This is a genomic window from Novosphingobium sp. (genome assembly GCF_030696665.1).
Lineage (GTDB): Bacteria > Pseudomonadota > Alphaproteobacteria > Sphingomonadales > Sphingomonadaceae > Novosphingobium.
Genome location: NZ_JAUYRV010000013.1, coordinates 14222 through 30819, shown reverse-complemented (window position 1 = coordinate 30819; position 16598 = coordinate 14222). Strand labels below are relative to the sequence as shown.

14 protein-coding genes are annotated in these 16598 nt (G+C 63.7%); 10 read left to right on the top strand and 4 right to left on the bottom strand.

The window, feature by feature from the left end; translation table 11 throughout:
* Positions 1-149: 149 nt before the first annotated feature.
* The 5 genes from Q8R81_RS02665 to Q8R81_RS02645 all read left to right on the top strand — a co-directional run bounded on the left by Q8R81_RS02665 (position 150) and on the right by Q8R81_RS02645 (position 5261).
* Positions 150-1166: a LacI family DNA-binding transcriptional regulator gene (locus tag Q8R81_RS02665; protein WP_305615893.1), complete on the top strand. Its 1017-nt coding sequence runs from the start codon at positions 150-152 to the stop codon at positions 1164-1166.
* Positions 1167-1285: 119 nt separating this feature from the next.
* The gene (locus Q8R81_RS02660) at positions 1286-1924 is read left to right on the top strand and encodes an RpiB/LacA/LacB family sugar-phosphate isomerase (RefSeq protein WP_305615892.1); all 639 of its coding nucleotides are present in this window, start codon (positions 1286-1288) and stop codon (positions 1922-1924) included.
* Between the two features lie 28 nt (positions 1925-1952).
* Positions 1953-2720, top strand: coding sequence for a 2-dehydro-3-deoxy-D-gluconate 5-dehydrogenase KduD (gene kduD / locus Q8R81_RS02655; protein WP_305615891.1), 768 nt, complete (start codon positions 1953-1955; stop codon positions 2718-2720).
* Entirely contained in the window at positions 2720-3730 is a 1011-nt protein-coding gene (locus Q8R81_RS02650; protein ID WP_305615889.1) for a sugar kinase, read from the top strand. The genes kduD and Q8R81_RS02650 overlap by 1 nt, the downstream gene beginning before the upstream one ends.
* Complete coding sequence (locus tag Q8R81_RS02645; protein ID WP_305615887.1) at positions 3717-5261, top strand: carboxylesterase/lipase family protein; 1545 nt, start codon at positions 3717-3719, stop codon at positions 5259-5261. The genes Q8R81_RS02650 and Q8R81_RS02645 overlap by 14 nt, the downstream gene beginning before the upstream one ends.
* Here Q8R81_RS02645 and Q8R81_RS02640 read toward each other — a convergent pair.
* Genes Q8R81_RS02640 through Q8R81_RS02630 form a run of 3 tightly spaced genes read right to left on the bottom strand, consistent with a single transcriptional unit; the run spans position 5258 to position 9116 of the window.
* On the bottom strand, positions 5258-6127 hold the full coding sequence (locus Q8R81_RS02640) for an SMP-30/gluconolactonase/LRE family protein (RefSeq protein ID WP_305615885.1): 870 nt from the start codon (positions 6125-6127) through the stop codon (positions 5258-5260). The genes Q8R81_RS02645 and Q8R81_RS02640 overlap by 4 nt on opposite strands.
* Before the next feature lie 9 nt (positions 6128-6136).
* Entirely contained in the window at positions 6137-7936 is a 1800-nt protein-coding gene (locus tag Q8R81_RS02635; protein WP_305615883.1) for an IlvD/Edd family dehydratase, read from the bottom strand.
* A gap of 28 nt (positions 7937-7964) precedes the next feature.
* Positions 7965-9116 carry an aldose epimerase family protein gene (locus Q8R81_RS02630; RefSeq protein ID WP_305615881.1) on the bottom strand — a complete coding sequence of 384 codons (1152 nt, stop codon included), beginning with the start codon at positions 9114-9116 and terminating at the stop codon, positions 7965-7967.
* 156 nt (positions 9117-9272) lie between these two features.
* Here Q8R81_RS02630 and Q8R81_RS02625 point away from each other — a divergent pair, with 156 nt between their 5' ends.
* Positions 9273-10574, top strand: a complete 1302-nt coding sequence (locus Q8R81_RS02625; protein ID WP_305615879.1) for a sugar MFS transporter — start codon at positions 9273-9275, stop codon at positions 10572-10574.
* Positions 10575-10576: 2 nt separating this feature from the next.
* On the opposite strand, the gene Q8R81_RS02620 is transcribed toward Q8R81_RS02625, so the two are convergent.
* Positions 10577-11344 carry a FadR/GntR family transcriptional regulator gene (locus tag Q8R81_RS02620; RefSeq protein ID WP_305615877.1) on the bottom strand — a complete coding sequence of 256 codons (768 nt, stop codon included), beginning with the start codon at positions 11342-11344 and terminating at the stop codon, positions 10577-10579.
* A 146-nt stretch (positions 11345-11490) separates the two neighbouring features.
* Between Q8R81_RS02620 and Q8R81_RS02615 the strand changes: the two genes are divergently transcribed.
* The 4 genes from Q8R81_RS02615 (at position 11491) to Q8R81_RS02600 (ending at position 16598) form a co-directional block, all read left to right on the top strand.
* Positions 11491-13017 (top strand): aldehyde dehydrogenase (NADP(+)), encoded by a 1527-nt coding sequence (locus tag Q8R81_RS02615; RefSeq protein WP_305615875.1) that lies wholly within the window; start codon positions 11491-11493, stop codon positions 13015-13017.
* 62 nt (positions 13018-13079) lie between these two features.
* The gene (araD1, locus tag Q8R81_RS02610; protein ID WP_305615873.1) at positions 13080-14078 is read left to right on the top strand and encodes an AraD1 family protein; all 999 of its coding nucleotides are present in this window, start codon (positions 13080-13082) and stop codon (positions 14076-14078) included.
* Positions 14079-14082: 4 nt separating this feature from the next.
* Complete coding sequence (locus tag Q8R81_RS02605; RefSeq protein ID WP_305615872.1) at positions 14083-15009, top strand: Gfo/Idh/MocA family protein; 927 nt, start codon at positions 14083-14085, stop codon at positions 15007-15009.
* Positions 15010-15032: 23 nt separating this feature from the next.
* The gene (locus tag Q8R81_RS02600) at positions 15033-16598 is read left to right on the top strand and encodes an alpha-N-arabinofuranosidase (RefSeq protein ID WP_305615871.1); all 1566 of its coding nucleotides are present in this window, start codon (positions 15033-15035) and stop codon (positions 16596-16598) included.

Here is a 16598-nt window from a genome sequence, read left to right as displayed (position 1 = left end):
TTGCGCAATGGATAGCGCGTAGGTAACCGGTGTCAATTGCCGGAAAACGTGCGACCATTGCAAAGATCACCGCGATGTGGCTAGGACAGCGTGGTTGGTGACACCGGTGTAACTCACCGGCGGCGCAGCATCATTGATCGGGGACGGGCGTGAAAAAGGCAAAGGACGGCAAGCCGACGATCAACGACGTGGCACGCATCGCGGGCGTATCGAAGAAGACCGTCAGCCGCGTCATCAACCGTTCGCCCCTGCTGAACGGCGCGACACGTGAGAAGGTTGAGGCGGTGATCGCCGACCTTGGCTATGTGCCCAACCCGCAGGCCCGCGCGCTGGCATTGCGGCGTAATTTCCTGATCGGGCTGATCCACGACAACCCCAACGCGCAAATGGTGCTGGGTGTGCAGGAAGGCATTCTTTCCGCCATCCGCGACACCGAATTCGCGCTGGTAGTGCGCCCGGTAAACCGCCGGTCGCCCGATATGCTGGATGATGTGCGTACTTTCCTTGAACAGCAGCGCCTGTTCGGCGTGCTGCTCCTGCCGCCAATATCCGAAAACGATGCGCTGGCTGAACTGTGCGATGAACTGGGTGTGGCTTGGGTGCGGATGGGATCGGTAAAGCTGGACGAGGACCAGCATATGGTCGCTTCGAACGACCGTGAGGCCGTGGCCAAGGCAGTGGCTTATCTGATCGGGCGCGGCCATCGGCGGATCGGGTTTGTAGCTGGCCCGGAAGGCTTCCGCTCTGCCGCCGAACGCGCATTGGGGTATCGCGATGCTTTGGACAGCGCAGGGCTGGCGCTGGACATAGCGATCATGGCCGAAGGGAACTACACCTTTGAAACCGGGATAGCGGCCGGTGAGAAACTGTTGGCAACCACCCCTCGCCCTACGGCCATCTTTGCCAGCAACGATGAAATGGCCGCAGGCGTGCTGCACGCCGCGCGCAAGCAGGGGCTTTCGGTGCCCGAAGACCTCTCCATCGTAGGCTTCGACGACACTGCCATCGCCGCACACATCTGGCCGCCACTGACCACGGTGCGCTGGCCGATCCAAGCAATGGCCAAGGCGGCGGCGATCAAGCTGATTGATCCGGCAGAAGCGCGCCGGCAACCTTCGCACTTTCTTTCCGACCTGATCGAGCGCGCGTCGGTCGCTTCGGCGTGATGGGCTATGGTGCCAAACACCAAAAACCGGCTTGCGTGATTTTATGACACCGGTTACCTAGAGGACAGCTTACAGACAACAGCCCACCGGCCAAAACGCCGGAGCGAGAGGAAATTCCCATGAAGATCGCCCTCATCATCGAGAACAGTCAAGCCGCCAAGGCCAGCATCGTCCACGAATCGCTGACCGCCGTGGCTGTGCCGCTGGGCCATGAAGTGCATCATTACGGCATGTACACGCCCGAGGACAAAGCCTCGCTGACCTATGTGATGAACGGGCTGCTGACCGGCATTCTGCTCAATTCGGGCGCGGCTGACTTTGTTGTCACGGGCTGCGGCACCGGCATGGGATCGATGCTGGCAGCAAATTCCATGCCCGGCGTGTTCTGCGGTCTGGTGATCGATCCGACCGACGCTTTCCTGTTTGGCCAGATCAACGATGGCAACGCCATTTCGATGCCCTATTCCAAGGGCTTTGGCTGGGCGGCAGAGCTGAACCTGCAGGACGTTTACGCCAAGCTGTTCGATGGCGAGCGTGGCCTTGGCTACCCGCGTGAGCGTGCCGCGATCATGAAGACCAATCGCGGCATTCTGAAGGATCTGAAGAACGCTTCCTGCCGTGACATGCTGACCGTGCTTAAGACGGTCGATCAGGACTTGCTCAAGGCGACCGTTGCTGGCGAAAAGTTTGCCGAGCTGTTCTATCCCAACTGCAAGGATGAGGCGATTGCCGACTACTTGCGCGGCGTGACTGCGTAAGCATCCCGAACCGGGGAGAGGATTGGGGATGAGCGTTTTTGATCTTACCGGCCGCGTCGCGGTTGTCACCGGCGCGAACACCGGCATCGGACAGGGCATTGCAGTTGCCTTGGCCGAGGCCGGGGCAGACGTTGCCGCCGTAGGCCGCACGCCTGCAGAGGAAACCGCCGCAAAAGTACGCGCGCTGGGCCGCAAGTGCGAACTGGTGGGCGCGGACCTTTCCACCATTGCGCCGGTGCAAAGCGTGGTCGATCAGGTCCTGGCATCGCTTGGTGGACTGGATATCCTGATCAACAACGCCGGGATCATTCGCCGTGCCGATTCGGTAGACTTTACCGAGGAGGATTGGGACGCGGTCGTCGACACCAATCTCAAGTCGGTGTTCTTTCTCTCTCAGGCCGCCGGACGCCACATGATCGCCCATCGTGAGGCCACCGGGCGGCGCGGGAAGATCATCAACATCGCCTCAATGCTCAGCTTTCAGGGCGGCATTCGCGTGCCAAGCTATACCGCGAGCAAGAGCGGTGTGGCGGGGCTGACCAAGCTGCTGGCCTGCGAATGGGCGGCCAAGGGCGTGAACGTGAACGCCATCGCGCCGGGCTATATCGCCACCAACAATACCGCAGCGTTGCAGGAAGACGAAACGCGCAACCGCCAGATCATGGAGCGTATTCCCGAAGGCCGCTGGGGCGCGCCATCGGACATCGGCGGGGCCGCAGTGTTCCTTTCCAGCAGCGCGGCAGACTATGTGCAGGGGCACGTGCTGGCGGTAGACGGCGGGTGGCTGGCGCGCTGATGACTGGTCATGTCGTCTGCTTTGGCGAGATGCTGCTGCGGCTTTCGCCTCCCGGCGCAAGGCTGATGGTGCAGGCGCAGAGCCTCGACATGGTAGTCGGCGGAGCGGAAGCCAACGTTGCCGCTGCGCTGGCTGCGCTGGGGCATGAAACGCGCATGGTTACGCTGCTGCCCGCAACCCCGCTGGGAGACAAGGCGCGGGCGGAACTGGGTGCGGCAGGCGTGGATACGCGCTTTGTGGCTCGCGGGGCCGGACGCATGGGGCTGTATTTCATGGAGCCGGGCGCGGGGCTGCGGCCTTCGTCAATCACCTATGACCGGGCCAGGTCCGCCTTTGCGCTGGCCGATGCGGGAGCGTTTGATTTTGCAGGGGCGCTGGACAGGGCCGCCCTGCTGCACCTTTCCGGCATCACGCCAGCGCTGGGGCCGAATGGTGTTGCGCTGATCCGCGCGGCGGTATCGGCTGCGCAGGATGCGGGCGTGCCGATCTGCCTTGATGGCAATTACCGCGCGCAATTGTGGGAAAGCTGGGACAGTGATCCTCGCTCTGTGCTGACCGAACTGGTAAGCGCGGCAACGGTGCTGATCGGCAACCACCGCGACATTTCGCTGCTGCTGGGCAAGACATTTTCCGGCGATGGCGCGGAACGGCGGCGCGAGGCGGTGGACGCGGCGTTTGCGGCCTTTCCGAACCTTGAGCTGGTAGCATCAACCGCGCGGCATGTGGTTTCCAGCGATCATCACCGGATCGCGGCTCGGGTCGATACGCGCGCTTCCAAGCACCAGACTGCCGAAATTGACGTGTCCGGCATTGTCGACCGCATTGGCACGGGCGATGCTTATGCTGCAGGCGTGCTGCACCAGTTTCTGCGCGGTGGCGATGCGCAGACTATGGCAGAGTGTGGGTTGGCGCTGGCGGCGCTCAAACATTCGCTGCCGGGTGATTTCTGCCTGATCGGTGGGGGTGAGCTGGCTGCCTTCTCAACCGAAGGTGGCGATGTCCGCCGTTGAGCTGACGCGGCGCGCGCTGCTGGGTGGCAGCGCCGCACTGCTGGCCGCACCGGCGCTGGCCAAGACGCGCGATCCGCAAGTGGCGCGCTTTGCGGGCCTGCGCAAAGACGGGGTGCTGGCGTTCAAGGGCATTCGTTATGGCCGCGCGGCGCGGTTTGAGCGGGCGGTGGCGGAGCCTTGGAGCGGCGCGCGCACCAAGGCGCAGGCGTTTGCGCCCATCGCACCGCAGCGGGGCAATCCCGACATGGCGCAGGCAGAGGATTGCCTGTTCCTGAACGTCTGGACACCGGACGCAAACTCCAAAGCCGGCCGGGCGGTGGTGGTCTATTTTCACGGGGGGGCCTATGCCAACGGCACGGTGACCGACCCGTTGACGCATGGCGGAAAGCTGGCGGCGCAGGGCGATGTTGTGGTCGTTACGGTCAACCACCGGCTCAATGCGCTGGGCTATGCCTGGCTGAAACCGTTCGGTCCGCGCTATGCAGACAGCGGCAATCTGGGTCAGTTGGACCTGATCCTGGCGCTTGAATGGGTCCGGGCACATATTGCAGAGTTTGGCGGCGATCCGGCGCGGGTGATGGTGTTCGGCCAATCGGGCGGCGGGGCCAAGATTGCCACGCTGATGGCGATGCCAGCGGCCAAGGGCCTGTTCCATAGCGCCGCCACGATGAGCGGGCAGCAGGTTGTTGCCAGTGGGCCGGGCAATGCGTGGAAGCGAACGCAGGCGCTGTTTGCGGCGCTGAAGCTGCAACCGGGCGATGTGGATATGCTGCGCACAATGCCAGTGCAGCAATTGGTGGATGGGCTGACCGCGACCGACCCAGTGATCGGCGGCGGCCTGTATATGGGACCGGTGCTGGATATGACCAATCTGCCGCGCCACCCGTTCTGGCCGGACGCTGCGCCGCAATCGCTGCACATTCCGATGATCCTTGGCAACACGCGCGAGGAAACGCGGGCTTTCATCGATCCGCGCGGGACCAAGCTGCAAGGGCTGAATTGGGATAACCTCGCCGCGCGCATCGCCCCGGAAATCAAGATCGACCTCGATGTTGATTGGGTCGTGGCGCAATATCGCGCGCAATATCCGCAGTGGACGCCGCAACAAGTGTTCTATTCCGCCACCACCGCAGGCCGTTCATGGCCGGGGCAAGTGATCGAGGCGGATGAGCGCGCCAAGGCGGGGGCCGCAGCAACGTGGGTCTACCAGCTTGACCGCCCTTCCCCCATCGATCCCTTGCGCGGGGCGGCGCATACCGATGACATTCCCTATGTTTTCGGCACGCTGGATGCACCGGGCAGCATGAGTGGCACCGATGCGCAGGCACGGATGACGCGCGATCTGATGATGCGCGCCTTTACCGGCCTCGCCAAGACCGGCAAGCCGGGCCTTGCCGACTGGACGGCCTATACCCTGCAAGACCGCGCCACGCTGGTGGTGGGTGACGGCACGGTGGAAGCGGTCAACGATCCGCGCAGATGGGAGCGCGCGCTTTGGGCAACCGCGCCGTACATTCAGCCCGGCAGTTAGAGCACCTGCCCGGCAAACGGCACCGGCGCATTGCCGGTAACCCCGCCGCAATCCACTTCGAACAGCGCGCCATCAAATTCCGATGGTTCAAGCCCAGTTGCTGCCGAGGTCACGAACATGCGGTCCAACCCTTCACCAGCAAAGGCAATGTTGGTGATGCGCCGTGCGGGCAGTTCGATTGAACGATCCCGGCTGCCATCGGGCGCGAAGCGGGTGATGCGACCGCCATCCCAATGCGCCACCCAGACGAAGCCTTCGCTGTCGGTCGTCATTCCGTCCGGGTAACCATCGTCCTCGCCGAATTCGACAAAGACCCGGTCCTTGCGGGCTTGGCCATCATCAAGCGCGAAACGATAGATCAGCCGGCGACCGCTGTCGGTGTGGTACATCCACTGGCCGCAATGCGAGAAGGCCGGGCCATTGGGCACCAGATAGCCGATATCAACCATCCGCACCTCGCTATCCGGGCCGATGCGATAGAGCGAACCGCTGGCCTGCGTTTCGCTCATATCCATCGTGCCGCACCAGATCGCGCCGCTGGCGTCAGTCTTGCCGTCGTTCATTCGGTTGCCGGCCAAGTGCGCTTCTAACGCCTTGCGCGGGCCGATTTCCAGCGGATCGAGGCTGATCGTGGCGATGCCGGAGCGAAAGCCCCCGACAAGGCCGCCCTGTGCGCTTGTCACCACCCACCCCAGCGGTTCGGGCATATCCCAGCGCTCAATTGTGCCGGTGGCAAGTGTCAGCCGGTTGAGCGCCGGGGCGAGAATATCGACCCAGTAGAACGCCCCGTCACGCGGGCACCAAAGCGCGCCCTCGCCCAGCACATCGCGCTGTGCGCCGCGTTCAATCTTCGTCCAGAGTGTCATCTCACAGACTCAGTGATTATCGCGCGGCAACCCGCGCGTCTGGGCGATACGCTGATACTTTTCCGCGCCTTCAAGGATTGCGCCGGTGGAAAGCTGGCCCACGCGCTCACGCTGAATTTCCTGCCACGGTGTTTGCGATGCGGGATAGGGATAGCCGCCTGCCGCCTCCAGCGCCGCGCGGCGTTCGGCCAGTTCTGCATCAGAAATCAGCACATCCACGCGGCCCTGCTTCAGGTCAAGCCGCACGCGGTCTCCGGTCTTGAGCAGGGCAAGCCCGCCCATCGCGGCCGCTTCCGGGCTGGCGTTGAGGATCGAGGGGCTGCCGCTGGTGCCCGATTGGCGGCCATCGCCAATGCACGGCAGCGCGCTGACGCCTTCGGTGATGAGATAGGAAGGCGGGCGCATGTTGACCACTTCTGCCGCGCCGGGATAGCCGATTGGCCCCGCACCGCGCATGAACAACATGGTGTGCGACGTGATGCCAAGCGCCGGATCATCGATGCGGTGGTGGTAATCTTCCGGCCCATCGAACACGACAGCAGGGCCTTCAAACGCCTCGGGATCATCGGGGTTCGAAAGATAGCGTGCGCGGAATTCATCGCTGATGACGCTGGTTTTCATGATCGCGGCATCAAACAGGTTGCCCGACAGCACGAGGAACCCGGCTTCCTGAAGCAGCGGCTGTGCGAACGGGCGGATCACGCGCTCGTCCTCAATCTCAACGCCCCGGCAGTTTTCGCCAATCGTCTTGCCATTCACGGTCATCGCGTTCTCGGCAATCAGGCCTTGGGCCATAAGCTGCGCGACCACGGCGGGAACACCGCCTGCACGGTAATAATCCTCGCCCAGATATTCGCCCGCAGGTTGCAGGTTCACCAGCAGCGGCACCTTGTGGCCAAGGCGCTGCCAATCGGTCAGCGGCAGGTCCACGCCAATGTGGCGGGCAATCGCGGCAAGGTGGATCGGCGCGTTGGTCGATCCACCGATGGCCGAATTGACGACGATGGCATTGTGGAACGATTCCAGCGTCATGATGTCGGACGGCTTGAGGTCCTCATGCACCATGCCGACAATGCGCTTGCCAGTGTGATAGGCGCATTCCTGACGATCACGATAAGGCGCCGGAATCGCGGCCGAACCCGGGAGCATCATGCCCAGCGCTTCGGCCAGACTGTTCATCGTGGTGGCCGTGCCCATCGTGTTGCAATAGCCGGTAGACGGCGCGGAACTGGCAACGAGCTTGATGAAGCCATCGGCGTCCAGTTCGCCCTTGGCCATCAGTTCGCGGCCCTTCCACACGATGGTGCCGGATCCGGTGCGCTCACCCTTGTGCCAGCCATTCAGCATCGGGCCGACCGAGAGCGCGATGGCCGGGATGTTGACCGTGGCCGCCGCCATCAGCAGCGCAGGCGTGGTCTTGTCGCAACCTGTGGTCAGCACCACGCCATCGATGGGATAGCCATAGAGCGCCTCGACCAGCCCCAGATAGGCGAGGTTGCGGTCAAGCCCTGCGGTGGGGCGCTTGCCGGTCTCCTGAATGGGGTGGACCGGGATCTCCAGCGCAATGCCGCCTGCTTCGCGGATGCCTTCGCGCATCCGCTCTGCCAGCACGATATGATGGCGGTTGCAGGGCGAAAGGTCGCTGCCGGTCTGCGCGATGCCGATGATCGGCTTGCCCGAACGCAGCTCTTCAAGGCTCAACCCGAAGTTGAGATAGCGCTCAAGATAGAGCGAGGTCATGTCGATGTTGTCGGGATTGTCGAACCAGGCGCGCGAACGCAGCTTGGGCGTGGAAGGCTTGTCGGTCATGGCAGCTTTCGCTTGGAAATGAACAGGTTCAGCGCGTGGTGGACACGCGGTAGATCATGGTGTGGCGGTAAGGCTTACCCGGATCGACCCGGGCGGAAACGAACGCAGGCTGGTTCGGCGCATCGGGGAACTTCTGCGGTTCAAGCGCGATGCCATCACCCATGCGGTAAAGATGGCCCTGCTTTCCGATGAGCGTGCCATCAAGGAAATTGCCGGAGTAGAACTGGACGCCGGGTTCAGTGGTGAGCACTTCGAGCACGCGGCCCGAGGCAGGATCTTCAAGGCGGGCGGCCAGTTCGGGCTTGGCGGTCTGCCCCTTGTCGAGCGCGAAGTTGTGATCGTAACCGCGCCCGACCACGATCTGGCTGTCACGCCCATCGCGCAACCCATCGGCCACGCGGCGCGGGCGGCGGAAATCGAAGACGGAGCCTTCGACCGCGCGCAATTCGCCGGTGGGGATCAGCTTTTCATCTACCGGAGTGTAGGCAGCGGCTGGGATGGTCAGCAACTGGTCCATCGCGCCACCCGGCGCGCCTTCTCCGGCCATGTTGAAGATCGCATGGTTGGTCATGTTCACCACGGTGGGCTTGTCGGTCTTCGCCTCGAACACGATGGTGAGCGCGCCAGCTTCGTCGAGCGAATAGGTGACCGTGGTGGCCAGCTTGCCCGGATAGCCCGAATCGCCATCGGGGCTGACGTGCGACAGCACCACGCTGGCCACTGCGCCGGATTTGACCGAGACGACCTGCCACGCCTGCTTGTCAAAACCCTTGCCGCCGCCGTGGAGGCTGTTTGTGCCATCGTTCTGCGGGACGGAAAAAGCCTTGCCATCAATCGTGAAGCTGCCACCGGCAAGGCGATTGGCATAGCGGCCCACTGTGACGCCAAAATAGTTGGGATGGGCAACGTAGTCCTCAAGCTTGTCGTACCCCAGCGTCACATCGCGCAATTCGCCATGACGATCAGGGGCGACGAGCGATTGCAGTGTGGCACCATAGGTAAGGATGCGCGCCGAGACGCCGTTTCGGGCCTTGAGCGTGATCGCAGAGATTTGCGTGCCATCAGCCAGCTGGCCGGCCGATTCCTGGCTCGCCTCAACCGCAAGGGCAGCGGACGGGATCAATGCGGCAACACCCAGCGCCAGTGCGATCCCCTTTGCCTGTCTGCCAGCTTTGCCCATTCCCCAATCCTTTCCATTGCACCGGCCATTGACGGCGCGACGACACGTATATAGTCCGACAAATGGAATAAGTGCAAGCCAGATGCCGCATGACGGCGACGGCACGAGCAATTTGGCACTTGCAGTTTGAGAGGAACACGCCCGATGCCGCCAGTGATGTCTTCATCAGGAACACCGCCACACGGTGCGGGAAGCAGCGATCATGGTGCGGTCAAATACGGACCGGCGCTGGCGCTGCTGGCCAGCCTGTTCTTCATGTGGGGCTTCATCACGGTCATCAACAACACCCTGCTGCCGCACCTGCGCAGTGTGTTTGAACTCAACTATACGCAGACCACGCTGATCGAATCGGTGTGGTTCATCGCCTATTTCGTGGCTTCGATTCCCTCGGCCAAATTGATCGAGAAGATCGGCTATCAGAAGTCGCTGGTGATCGGGTTGCTGGTCATGGCGGCGGGTGCGCTGGGCATGATGCTGGCAGCCTCGATCCCGTCTTATGGCGTGACACTGGTCATGCTGTTCGTGATCGCCAGCGGCATCACCCTGCTGCAAGTGGCGGCCAACCCCTATGTCGCCGTGGTAGGCAAGCCCGAGACGGCATCGTCGCGCCTCAATCTGGTGCAGGCGATGAATTCCGCCGGGACTATGCTGGCCCCGATGTTCGGCGCGTACCTGATCCTTGGCCGGTCAAAGGGCGGCACCAGCGCGGCCGACACCGTGCTGACCCAAGCCGAACGCATGGCCGATGCGCAATCGGTGATCCTGCCATACGGGCTGGTCGCCGTGGTGCTGGTAGTCTTGGCGGTAGTGATCGCACGATTCCCGCTGCCCGCAATGGGCGCGGCCACGATGCGCCTTTCGCGTGAGGAGCGGGCCAAGCATTCGCTGTGGCAGCACCGCAATCTGGTGCTGGGTATCCCGGCCATCTTCATCTACCTGATTGCGGAAATCGGCGTTGCCAACCTGTTCGTCAACTTCGTCAGCCAGCCCGAAATCGCCAATCTGACGGCGGAACAGGCCGGGCATTACCTGACCTTCCTGTGGGGCGGGATGATGGTTGGGCGCTTTGCCGGATCGGCGCTGATGCAGAAAGTGGATGCAGGGCTGGTGTTGGCCGGATTTTCCATCGGCGCATTCGTGGTCATGCTGGTCACGGTGTTCACCACCGGGCCGGTGGCAATGTGGTCGCTGATTCTTGTGGGTCTGTTCCATTCGATCATGTTCCCCACGATCTTCACGTTGGGGATCAAGGGCCTCGGCCCGCTGACCGAAGAAGGATCGGGCCTGCTGATCATGGCGATTGCAGGGGGCGCGCTGGTGGTGGTGCAGGGCTGGATGGCCGATGCCTATGGCCTGCAGACGTCATTCCTGCTGACGGCGGCTTGTGAACTTTACATCCTGTTCTACGCGCTGTGGGGTTCGCGCCCCACACACGCGGTGGCAGAGCAGCAGCCGTAGGCTTAGGCCCGCTCTTCGCGCGGCCAGTGCTGCATCGAACTGCGCGTATCCTCCAGCGCGAGATCGACCAGCACGCCCATCGCTTCGGCGGCGGCATCGGCATCGCCAGCGGCAATCGCATCGAACACCCGCACGTGATCGGGGATGGGATTGCGCGGCAATTCGCGTGAGCGCTGCTTGAACTGCGTGGTCCAGTGAACCGCCGCGCCGATGCTGGCGCTGAGCACGAACATCGCCTGATTGCCGCTGGCGCGCAGGATGGCATCGTGGAAATCACGGTCCGCCGCCCGCCCCGCCTCGGTCGTCAAAGTATGGCGGCGCATCGCGGCCAGCGCATCGCGCATCACGCGCACATCGTCCTTGCTGCGGCGCATCGCGGCCAGACGCGCGGCGGCAGGTTCGATGATAGATCGCAGTTCGAACAGATCGCGCACGAAGCCCACATCAGGTTCCCCGGCAAAGGCCCAGGCCAGCACTTCGGGATCAAGCAGGTTCCACCGTTCACGCGGTAGAACGCGGGTGCCCGCCTTTGGCCGACTGGCGACGAGGCCTTTTGCGGTCAGCACCTGAATCGCCTCACGATAGGCGCTGCGTGAAACCTTCAGCTCTTCGGCAAAGGCAACTTCACCGGGAAGCACATCGCCGGGACCATATTGGCCTGACAAGATGGCAGTGCCCAGCTTGTGCGCCAGCGCGCCATGCAGCCGCCTGCCCGGCCCGTGCCCAGTGGCGGTTTTGGCCTTTGCGGCCTCAGGCTTTTGTTCGGCCAAGTCGCCAGTTTCCGAAGTTTTCAAGGTATCTCTCGCCTCCTGCCACGGGGTTTAGCAGCACTCCCCCGACGGCGAAATGTTTAAGTGAGACGCATGTTGCGTTTCGGGAATAATGATAATATGTCGGAGTAAATCAGGAGATACCCATGACCGAGTTCCGCTCCGTGGTTGCCGCCACGGGCCAGCCGCAAGGCCCTGCCTTCACCGTCCACGGACCTGCCGAAGTCGCTGCACTGTGCGCGGCGGCTGCCGATGCCTTTGACGCATACCGCGCCACCACGCGCGAAACCCGCGCGGCTTTCCTTGAAAAGATCACCGAGGAAATTCTGGGGATCGGTGACGAACTGATCGAAGCGGCGATGAGCGAAAGCGGGCTTCCGCGCGCCCGTCTTGAAGGCGAACGTGGCCGCACGATGGGCCAGTTGCGGCTGTTCGCCGATGTGGTGCGCAAGGGTGCGTGGCAGCAGTTGCGCATTGATCCCGCCCTGCCTGATCGCCAGCCCCTGCCTCGCCCCGACATCCGCCTGCGCATGATCCCGGTCGGCCCTGTCGCCGTGTTCGGCGCGTCAAACTTCCCGTTGGCCTTCTCCACCGCCGGTGGTGACACGGCATCGGCACTCGCTGCCGGTTGCCCGGTCGTGGTCAAGGGTCATCCGGCCCACCCGCGCACCGGCGAACTCGTGGCCGCTGCCATTGCCCGCTCCGTTGCGGCCTGTGGTTTGCCTGAAGGCGTGTTTGGCCACCTTGTTGGCCCTTCGAACGATCTGGGCGCAGCGCTTGTCCAAGACCCGCGCATCGCCGCAGTTGGCTTCACCGGATCGCGCGGGGGCGGCCTTGCATTGGCCAAGCTGGCGCAGGCGCGCGACGTGCCGATCGCGGTCTATGCCGAAATGTCGAGCATCAATCCCGTGCTGCTCCTGCCCGAAGCGCTGAAGGCACGCGGGGCCACGCTGGGCACCGCCTATGCCGGATCGCTCACAATGGGCGCGGGCCAGTTCTGCACCAACCCCGGCCTTGTTCTGGCGATTGAGGGCGAAGGCCTTGATGCCTTCATCGCCGCCGCTGCCGAAGCCGTGAGCGCGGCGGCTGCACAGACCATGCTGACCAGCGGGATCTCCACCGCCTATGCCTCAGGCGTTGCCGCGCTTGAGCAGACATCGGGCGTTGAAACCGTGGCAAAGGGCGCTGCCGGTGAACCCGCTCAAGGCAGCGCCGCGCTGTTCCGCACCACTGCAGCGGCCTTCCTTGCCGAACAGGCGATGGGCCACGAAGTGTTCGGCGCATCGTCCATCGTGGTCGTCTGCCGCGATGCTGATGAACTGCAATCCGTGCTGCGCAGCCTAGAAGGCCAGCTTACCGCAACGCTGCACATGGACGCCGCTGACGAGGCGTTGGCCGCCGCGCTGCTGCCGGTGCTGGAAGTGAAGGCCGGGCGCATCCTCGCCAATGGCTGGCCCACTGGCGTCGAAGTGTGCCACGCGATGGTCCACGGCGGTCCCTTCCCCGCCACGTCCGATCCGCGCACCACGTCTGTCGGCAGCATGGCCATCGACCGGTTCCTGCGCCCCGTAAGCTATCAGAACCTGACCGCCCCACTGCTGCCGCCCGAACTGCGCGATGATGCGTGCGGCGATGGCGCGCCGCGCCTGATCGACGGCGTGCTGACGCTTTAAGACCTTGTTGCATTGACCTGCGGCGGGCGAGCCGGCCCGCCGCATCAGGGAGAGTTTGAACGATGGCCCTTCGCCTGCTCCAGCACCGCGCGCCCGATGGCACGCGCTCGGTCGTTCTGGCCGACAATGATGCCGCCCACGTCGTGCCGGACGTGGCTTCCATCCGCGATCTTGCCGCGCGCGCCATTGCCGATGGCACCAGCCTTGCCGATGCGGCGCGTAGCTGCGGCACGGGCGCTGCGGTGGATCTTTCCGCCGAACTCGCCGCCGGAAACTTCATCGCGCCGATTGACCACGAAGACCCGGCGCACCTGATGCTGGCGGGCACTGGCCTCACCCACCTCGGCTCTGCCGAAGGGCGCGACAAGATGCACCGCGATGCCGCCGCTGCGGCGCACCAGACCGATTCCATGCGCATGTTCCTGGAAGGGCTGGAGGGCGGAAAACCGGCCGATGGCGTTATCGGCCAGCAGCCCGAATGGTTCTACAAGGGCGATGGATCGCAGCTTGTCGGGCCAACCGATGCGCTGGAAATGCCTGTCTTCGCGCAGGATGGTGGCGAGGAGCCGGAGCTGGCGGGCATCTACCTGATCGGGGCAGACGGCACGCCGTTCCGCCTTGGCTTTGCGCTGGCCAACGAATTCTCGGACCATGTGACCGAGCGCCACAACTACTTGTGGCTCGCCCATTCAAAGCTGCGCAAGGCATCGCTGGGGGCAGAACTGCTGATCGACGAGGTGCCGACCGATCTGCACGGCACCAGCCGCATCGTGCGCGATGGCAAAGTGCTGTGGGAAAAGCCTTTCCTTTCGGGCGAGGACAACATGAGCCACACGCTGTCCAACCTTGAACACCACCATTTCAAATATGCCCTGTTCCGCCGCCCCGGCGACGTTCACGTCCACTTCTTCGGCACCGCCACGCTTTCGTTCAGCGATGGCGTGCGCACGCAGGAAGGCGATGTGTTCGAAATCGAAGCTGCACCGTTCGCCCTGCCCTTGCGCAACCCGCTGACCCGCGCCGCCGGAACCGACGCGCCGGTTGCGGTCAAAGTGCTCTAGGCCGATGGACCCCATCCGCATCGCCGTGGTGGGCGTGGGCAAGATCGCGCGCGATCAGCACCTGCCCGCCATCGCCGGGAACCGGGCGTTCAGCCTTGCCGCCACGGTCAGCCCGCACGATCCGGGCGTGGCAGGCGTGCCGCATCTGGAAAGCCTTGAAAAGCTGCTGGAAGATGGCCCGGCGGTGGATGCGGTGGCGCTCTGCACCCCGCCCCAAGTCCGCTATGATCTGGCGGCAATGGCCCTGAAGCGCGGCATCCACGTGTTCCTTGAAAAGCCGCCGGGCGCTACGCTGGCCGAAGTGGCCGCGCTTGAGGCGCGGGCGGACAAGGTTGGCGCATCGCTGTTTGCGGCGTGGCATTCGCGCTTTGCCGCTGGCGTTGCTCCGGCGCGGGCGTGGCTGGCCGAACGCACGATCAAAAGCGTTGAGATCACCTGGCGCGAAGACGTGCGCGTGTGGCATCCGGGGCAGGCGTGGATCTGGGAGCCGGGCGGGCTGGGCGTGTTCGATCCGGGCATCAATGCCCTGTCCATCGTCACCCACATCCTGCCGCGCCCGTTCTTCCTGAAGCAGGCGCTGCTGGAAATCCCGGCAAACCGCGCCGCGCCCATCGCTGCGGACATGAGCTTTTGCGACACCGGCGGGGCCACGATCCACATGGATCTGGATTGGCGGCAAACCGGCCCGCAAAGCTGGGACATTGTGGTTGAAACCGATGCGGGCGCGCTGAAACTGACGCACGGCGGCGCGGTGCTGGTCCTGCCAAGCGGCACTGAACATGCCGAAGATCACGAATATCCCGGCCTCTACGCACGCTTCGCCACACTGATCCGATCAGGGCGCAGCGATGTGGATGTCGCGCCATTGCGGCTTGTCGCCGATGCGTTTCTGCGCGGACGGCGGCAGGCGACCGAAGCATTTCTGGACTGAAACACCTCTTGGGAGAGGTCACGATGACAAACACAATCCGCCGCACCGCCTTTGCTTTTCTGCTCGCCGCCAGTGCGCTGGCTACCCCTGCTCACGCCGACACCGGCGGCAAGCCGACCAGCGCCACCCTTCATGCGGACAAGCCGGGTCCGGTCTATGACAAGCGCATCTTCACGCAGTTTGCCGAACATCTGGGCAATGGCATCTATGGCGGGCTGTGGGTGGCCGGTGACAAATCGATCCCGCAGACCAACGGCTTTCGCAACGATGTGATCGCCGCGCTGAAAAACCTTTCGGTGCCGGTGATCCGCTGGCCCGGCGGCTGCTTTGCCGATGAATACCACTGGCGCGAAGGCATCGGGCCAAAGGCGCAGCGCCCGGTAAAGATCAACACCCACTGGGGCGGCGTGACCGAACCCAACACGGTTGGCACGCACGAGTTTTTCGAACTGCTCCGCCAGACCGGTGCAGAGGCCTATGTCGCGGGCAATGTCGGCAACGGCACGCCGCAGGAAATGGCTGAGTGGGTGGAATACATGACCGCACCCGCCGGAACGCTGGCCGATCTGCGCGCCAAGAACGGCCACAAGGAGCCGTGGGCCGTGCCATACTTTGGCGTGGGCAACGAATTGTGGGGCTGTGGCGGCAACATGCGGCCCGAATATGCCGCCGACCTGACGCGCCGCTATGCCACTTTCGTCAAGGCCCCCGCCGGAACGCGCGTCATGAAGATCGCCGCCGGTGCGAATGTCGATGACTTTGCCTGGACCGATGCAATGATGCGCGTGGCGGGCGATATGCTCGATGGCGTATCGCTGCACTACTATGTCCTGCCCGCAGGGGGCTGGCCCCCGCGCGCGCCAGCGGTCGATTTTGATGAGCATGGCTGGGCCGATGCGCTGGCAGGCGCGCGGCGCATGGACGATCTCATCACCAAGCACAGCGCGATCATGGACAAGTACGATCCGAAAAAGCGGATCTTCCTGGCCGTGGACGAATGGGGCGCGTGGTATGCGCAAGATCCCGGCACGCACCCCGGTTTCCTGCGCCAGCAGAACACTTTGCGTGACGCGCTGATCGCCTCGATCCATCTCGACATCTTCGCCCGCCACGCAGACCGCGTGCGGATGAGCGCTATCGCCCAGATGGTCAACGTGCTGCAGGCGATGATCCTGACCGAGGGCAAGAAGATGGTCCTCACCCCCACCTACCACGTGTTTGAAATGTACAAGCCGTGGCAGGATGGCACCGTGCTGCCCATCGATCTGGACACGCCGTGGTATGCCAAGGACCAGTTCACCATGCCCGCCGTCAGCGGATCGGCGGTGAAGGCGAAGGACGGCAAGACTTACGTTGCGCTGTCAAACCTTGATCCGAACCAGCCAAACACGGTCACGGTTAAGCTGGCTGGACTGCCTGCCAATCGCGTGACCGGGCGCGTGTTGACCGCGCCTGCCATCAATTCGCACAACACGTTCACCGCGCCCGATGTGGTGAAGCCCGTGCCCTTCACCGGCGCAAGCATCAGCGGCGGCACTCTGTCAGTAACGCTCCCGGCCAAGTCGGTCGTGGTGCTGACCCTGCAATGA

Bases quoted from the DNA above. Each gene is read 5' to 3' on its own strand.
- Q8R81_RS02660 (WP_305615892.1), top strand. From the start codon at position 1,286: ATGAAGATCGCCCTCATCATCGAGAACAGTCAAGCCGCCAAGGCCAGC.
- kduD (WP_305615891.1), top strand. From the start codon at position 1,953: ATGAGCGTTTTTGATCTTACCGGCCGCGTCGCGGTTGTCACCGGCGCG.
- Q8R81_RS02650 (WP_305615889.1), top strand. From the start codon at position 2,720: ATGACTGGTCATGTCGTCTGCTTTGGCGAGATGCTGCTGCGGCTTTCG.
- Q8R81_RS02645 (WP_305615887.1), top strand. From the start codon at position 3,717: ATGTCCGCCGTTGAGCTGACGCGGCGCGCGCTGCTGGGTGGCAGCGCC.
- Q8R81_RS02640 (WP_305615885.1), bottom strand. From the start codon at position 6,127: ATGACACTCTGGACGAAGATTGAACGCGGCGCACAGCGCGATGTGCTG.
- Q8R81_RS02635 (WP_305615883.1), bottom strand. From the start codon at position 7,936: ATGACCGACAAGCCTTCCACGCCCAAGCTGCGTTCGCGCGCCTGGTTC.
- Q8R81_RS02630 (WP_305615881.1), bottom strand. From the start codon at position 9,116: ATGGGCAAAGCTGGCAGACAGGCAAAGGGGATCGCACTGGCGCTGGGT.
- Q8R81_RS02625 (WP_305615879.1), top strand. From the start codon at position 9,273: ATGTCTTCATCAGGAACACCGCCACACGGTGCGGGAAGCAGCGATCAT.
- Q8R81_RS02615 (WP_305615875.1), top strand. From the start codon at position 11,491: ATGACCGAGTTCCGCTCCGTGGTTGCCGCCACGGGCCAGCCGCAAGGC.
- araD1 (WP_305615873.1), top strand. From the start codon at position 13,080: ATGGCCCTTCGCCTGCTCCAGCACCGCGCGCCCGATGGCACGCGCTCG.
- Q8R81_RS02605 (WP_305615872.1), top strand. From the start codon at position 14,083: ATGGACCCCATCCGCATCGCCGTGGTGGGCGTGGGCAAGATCGCGCGC.
- Q8R81_RS02600 (WP_305615871.1), top strand. From the start codon at position 15,033: ATGACAAACACAATCCGCCGCACCGCCTTTGCTTTTCTGCTCGCCGCC.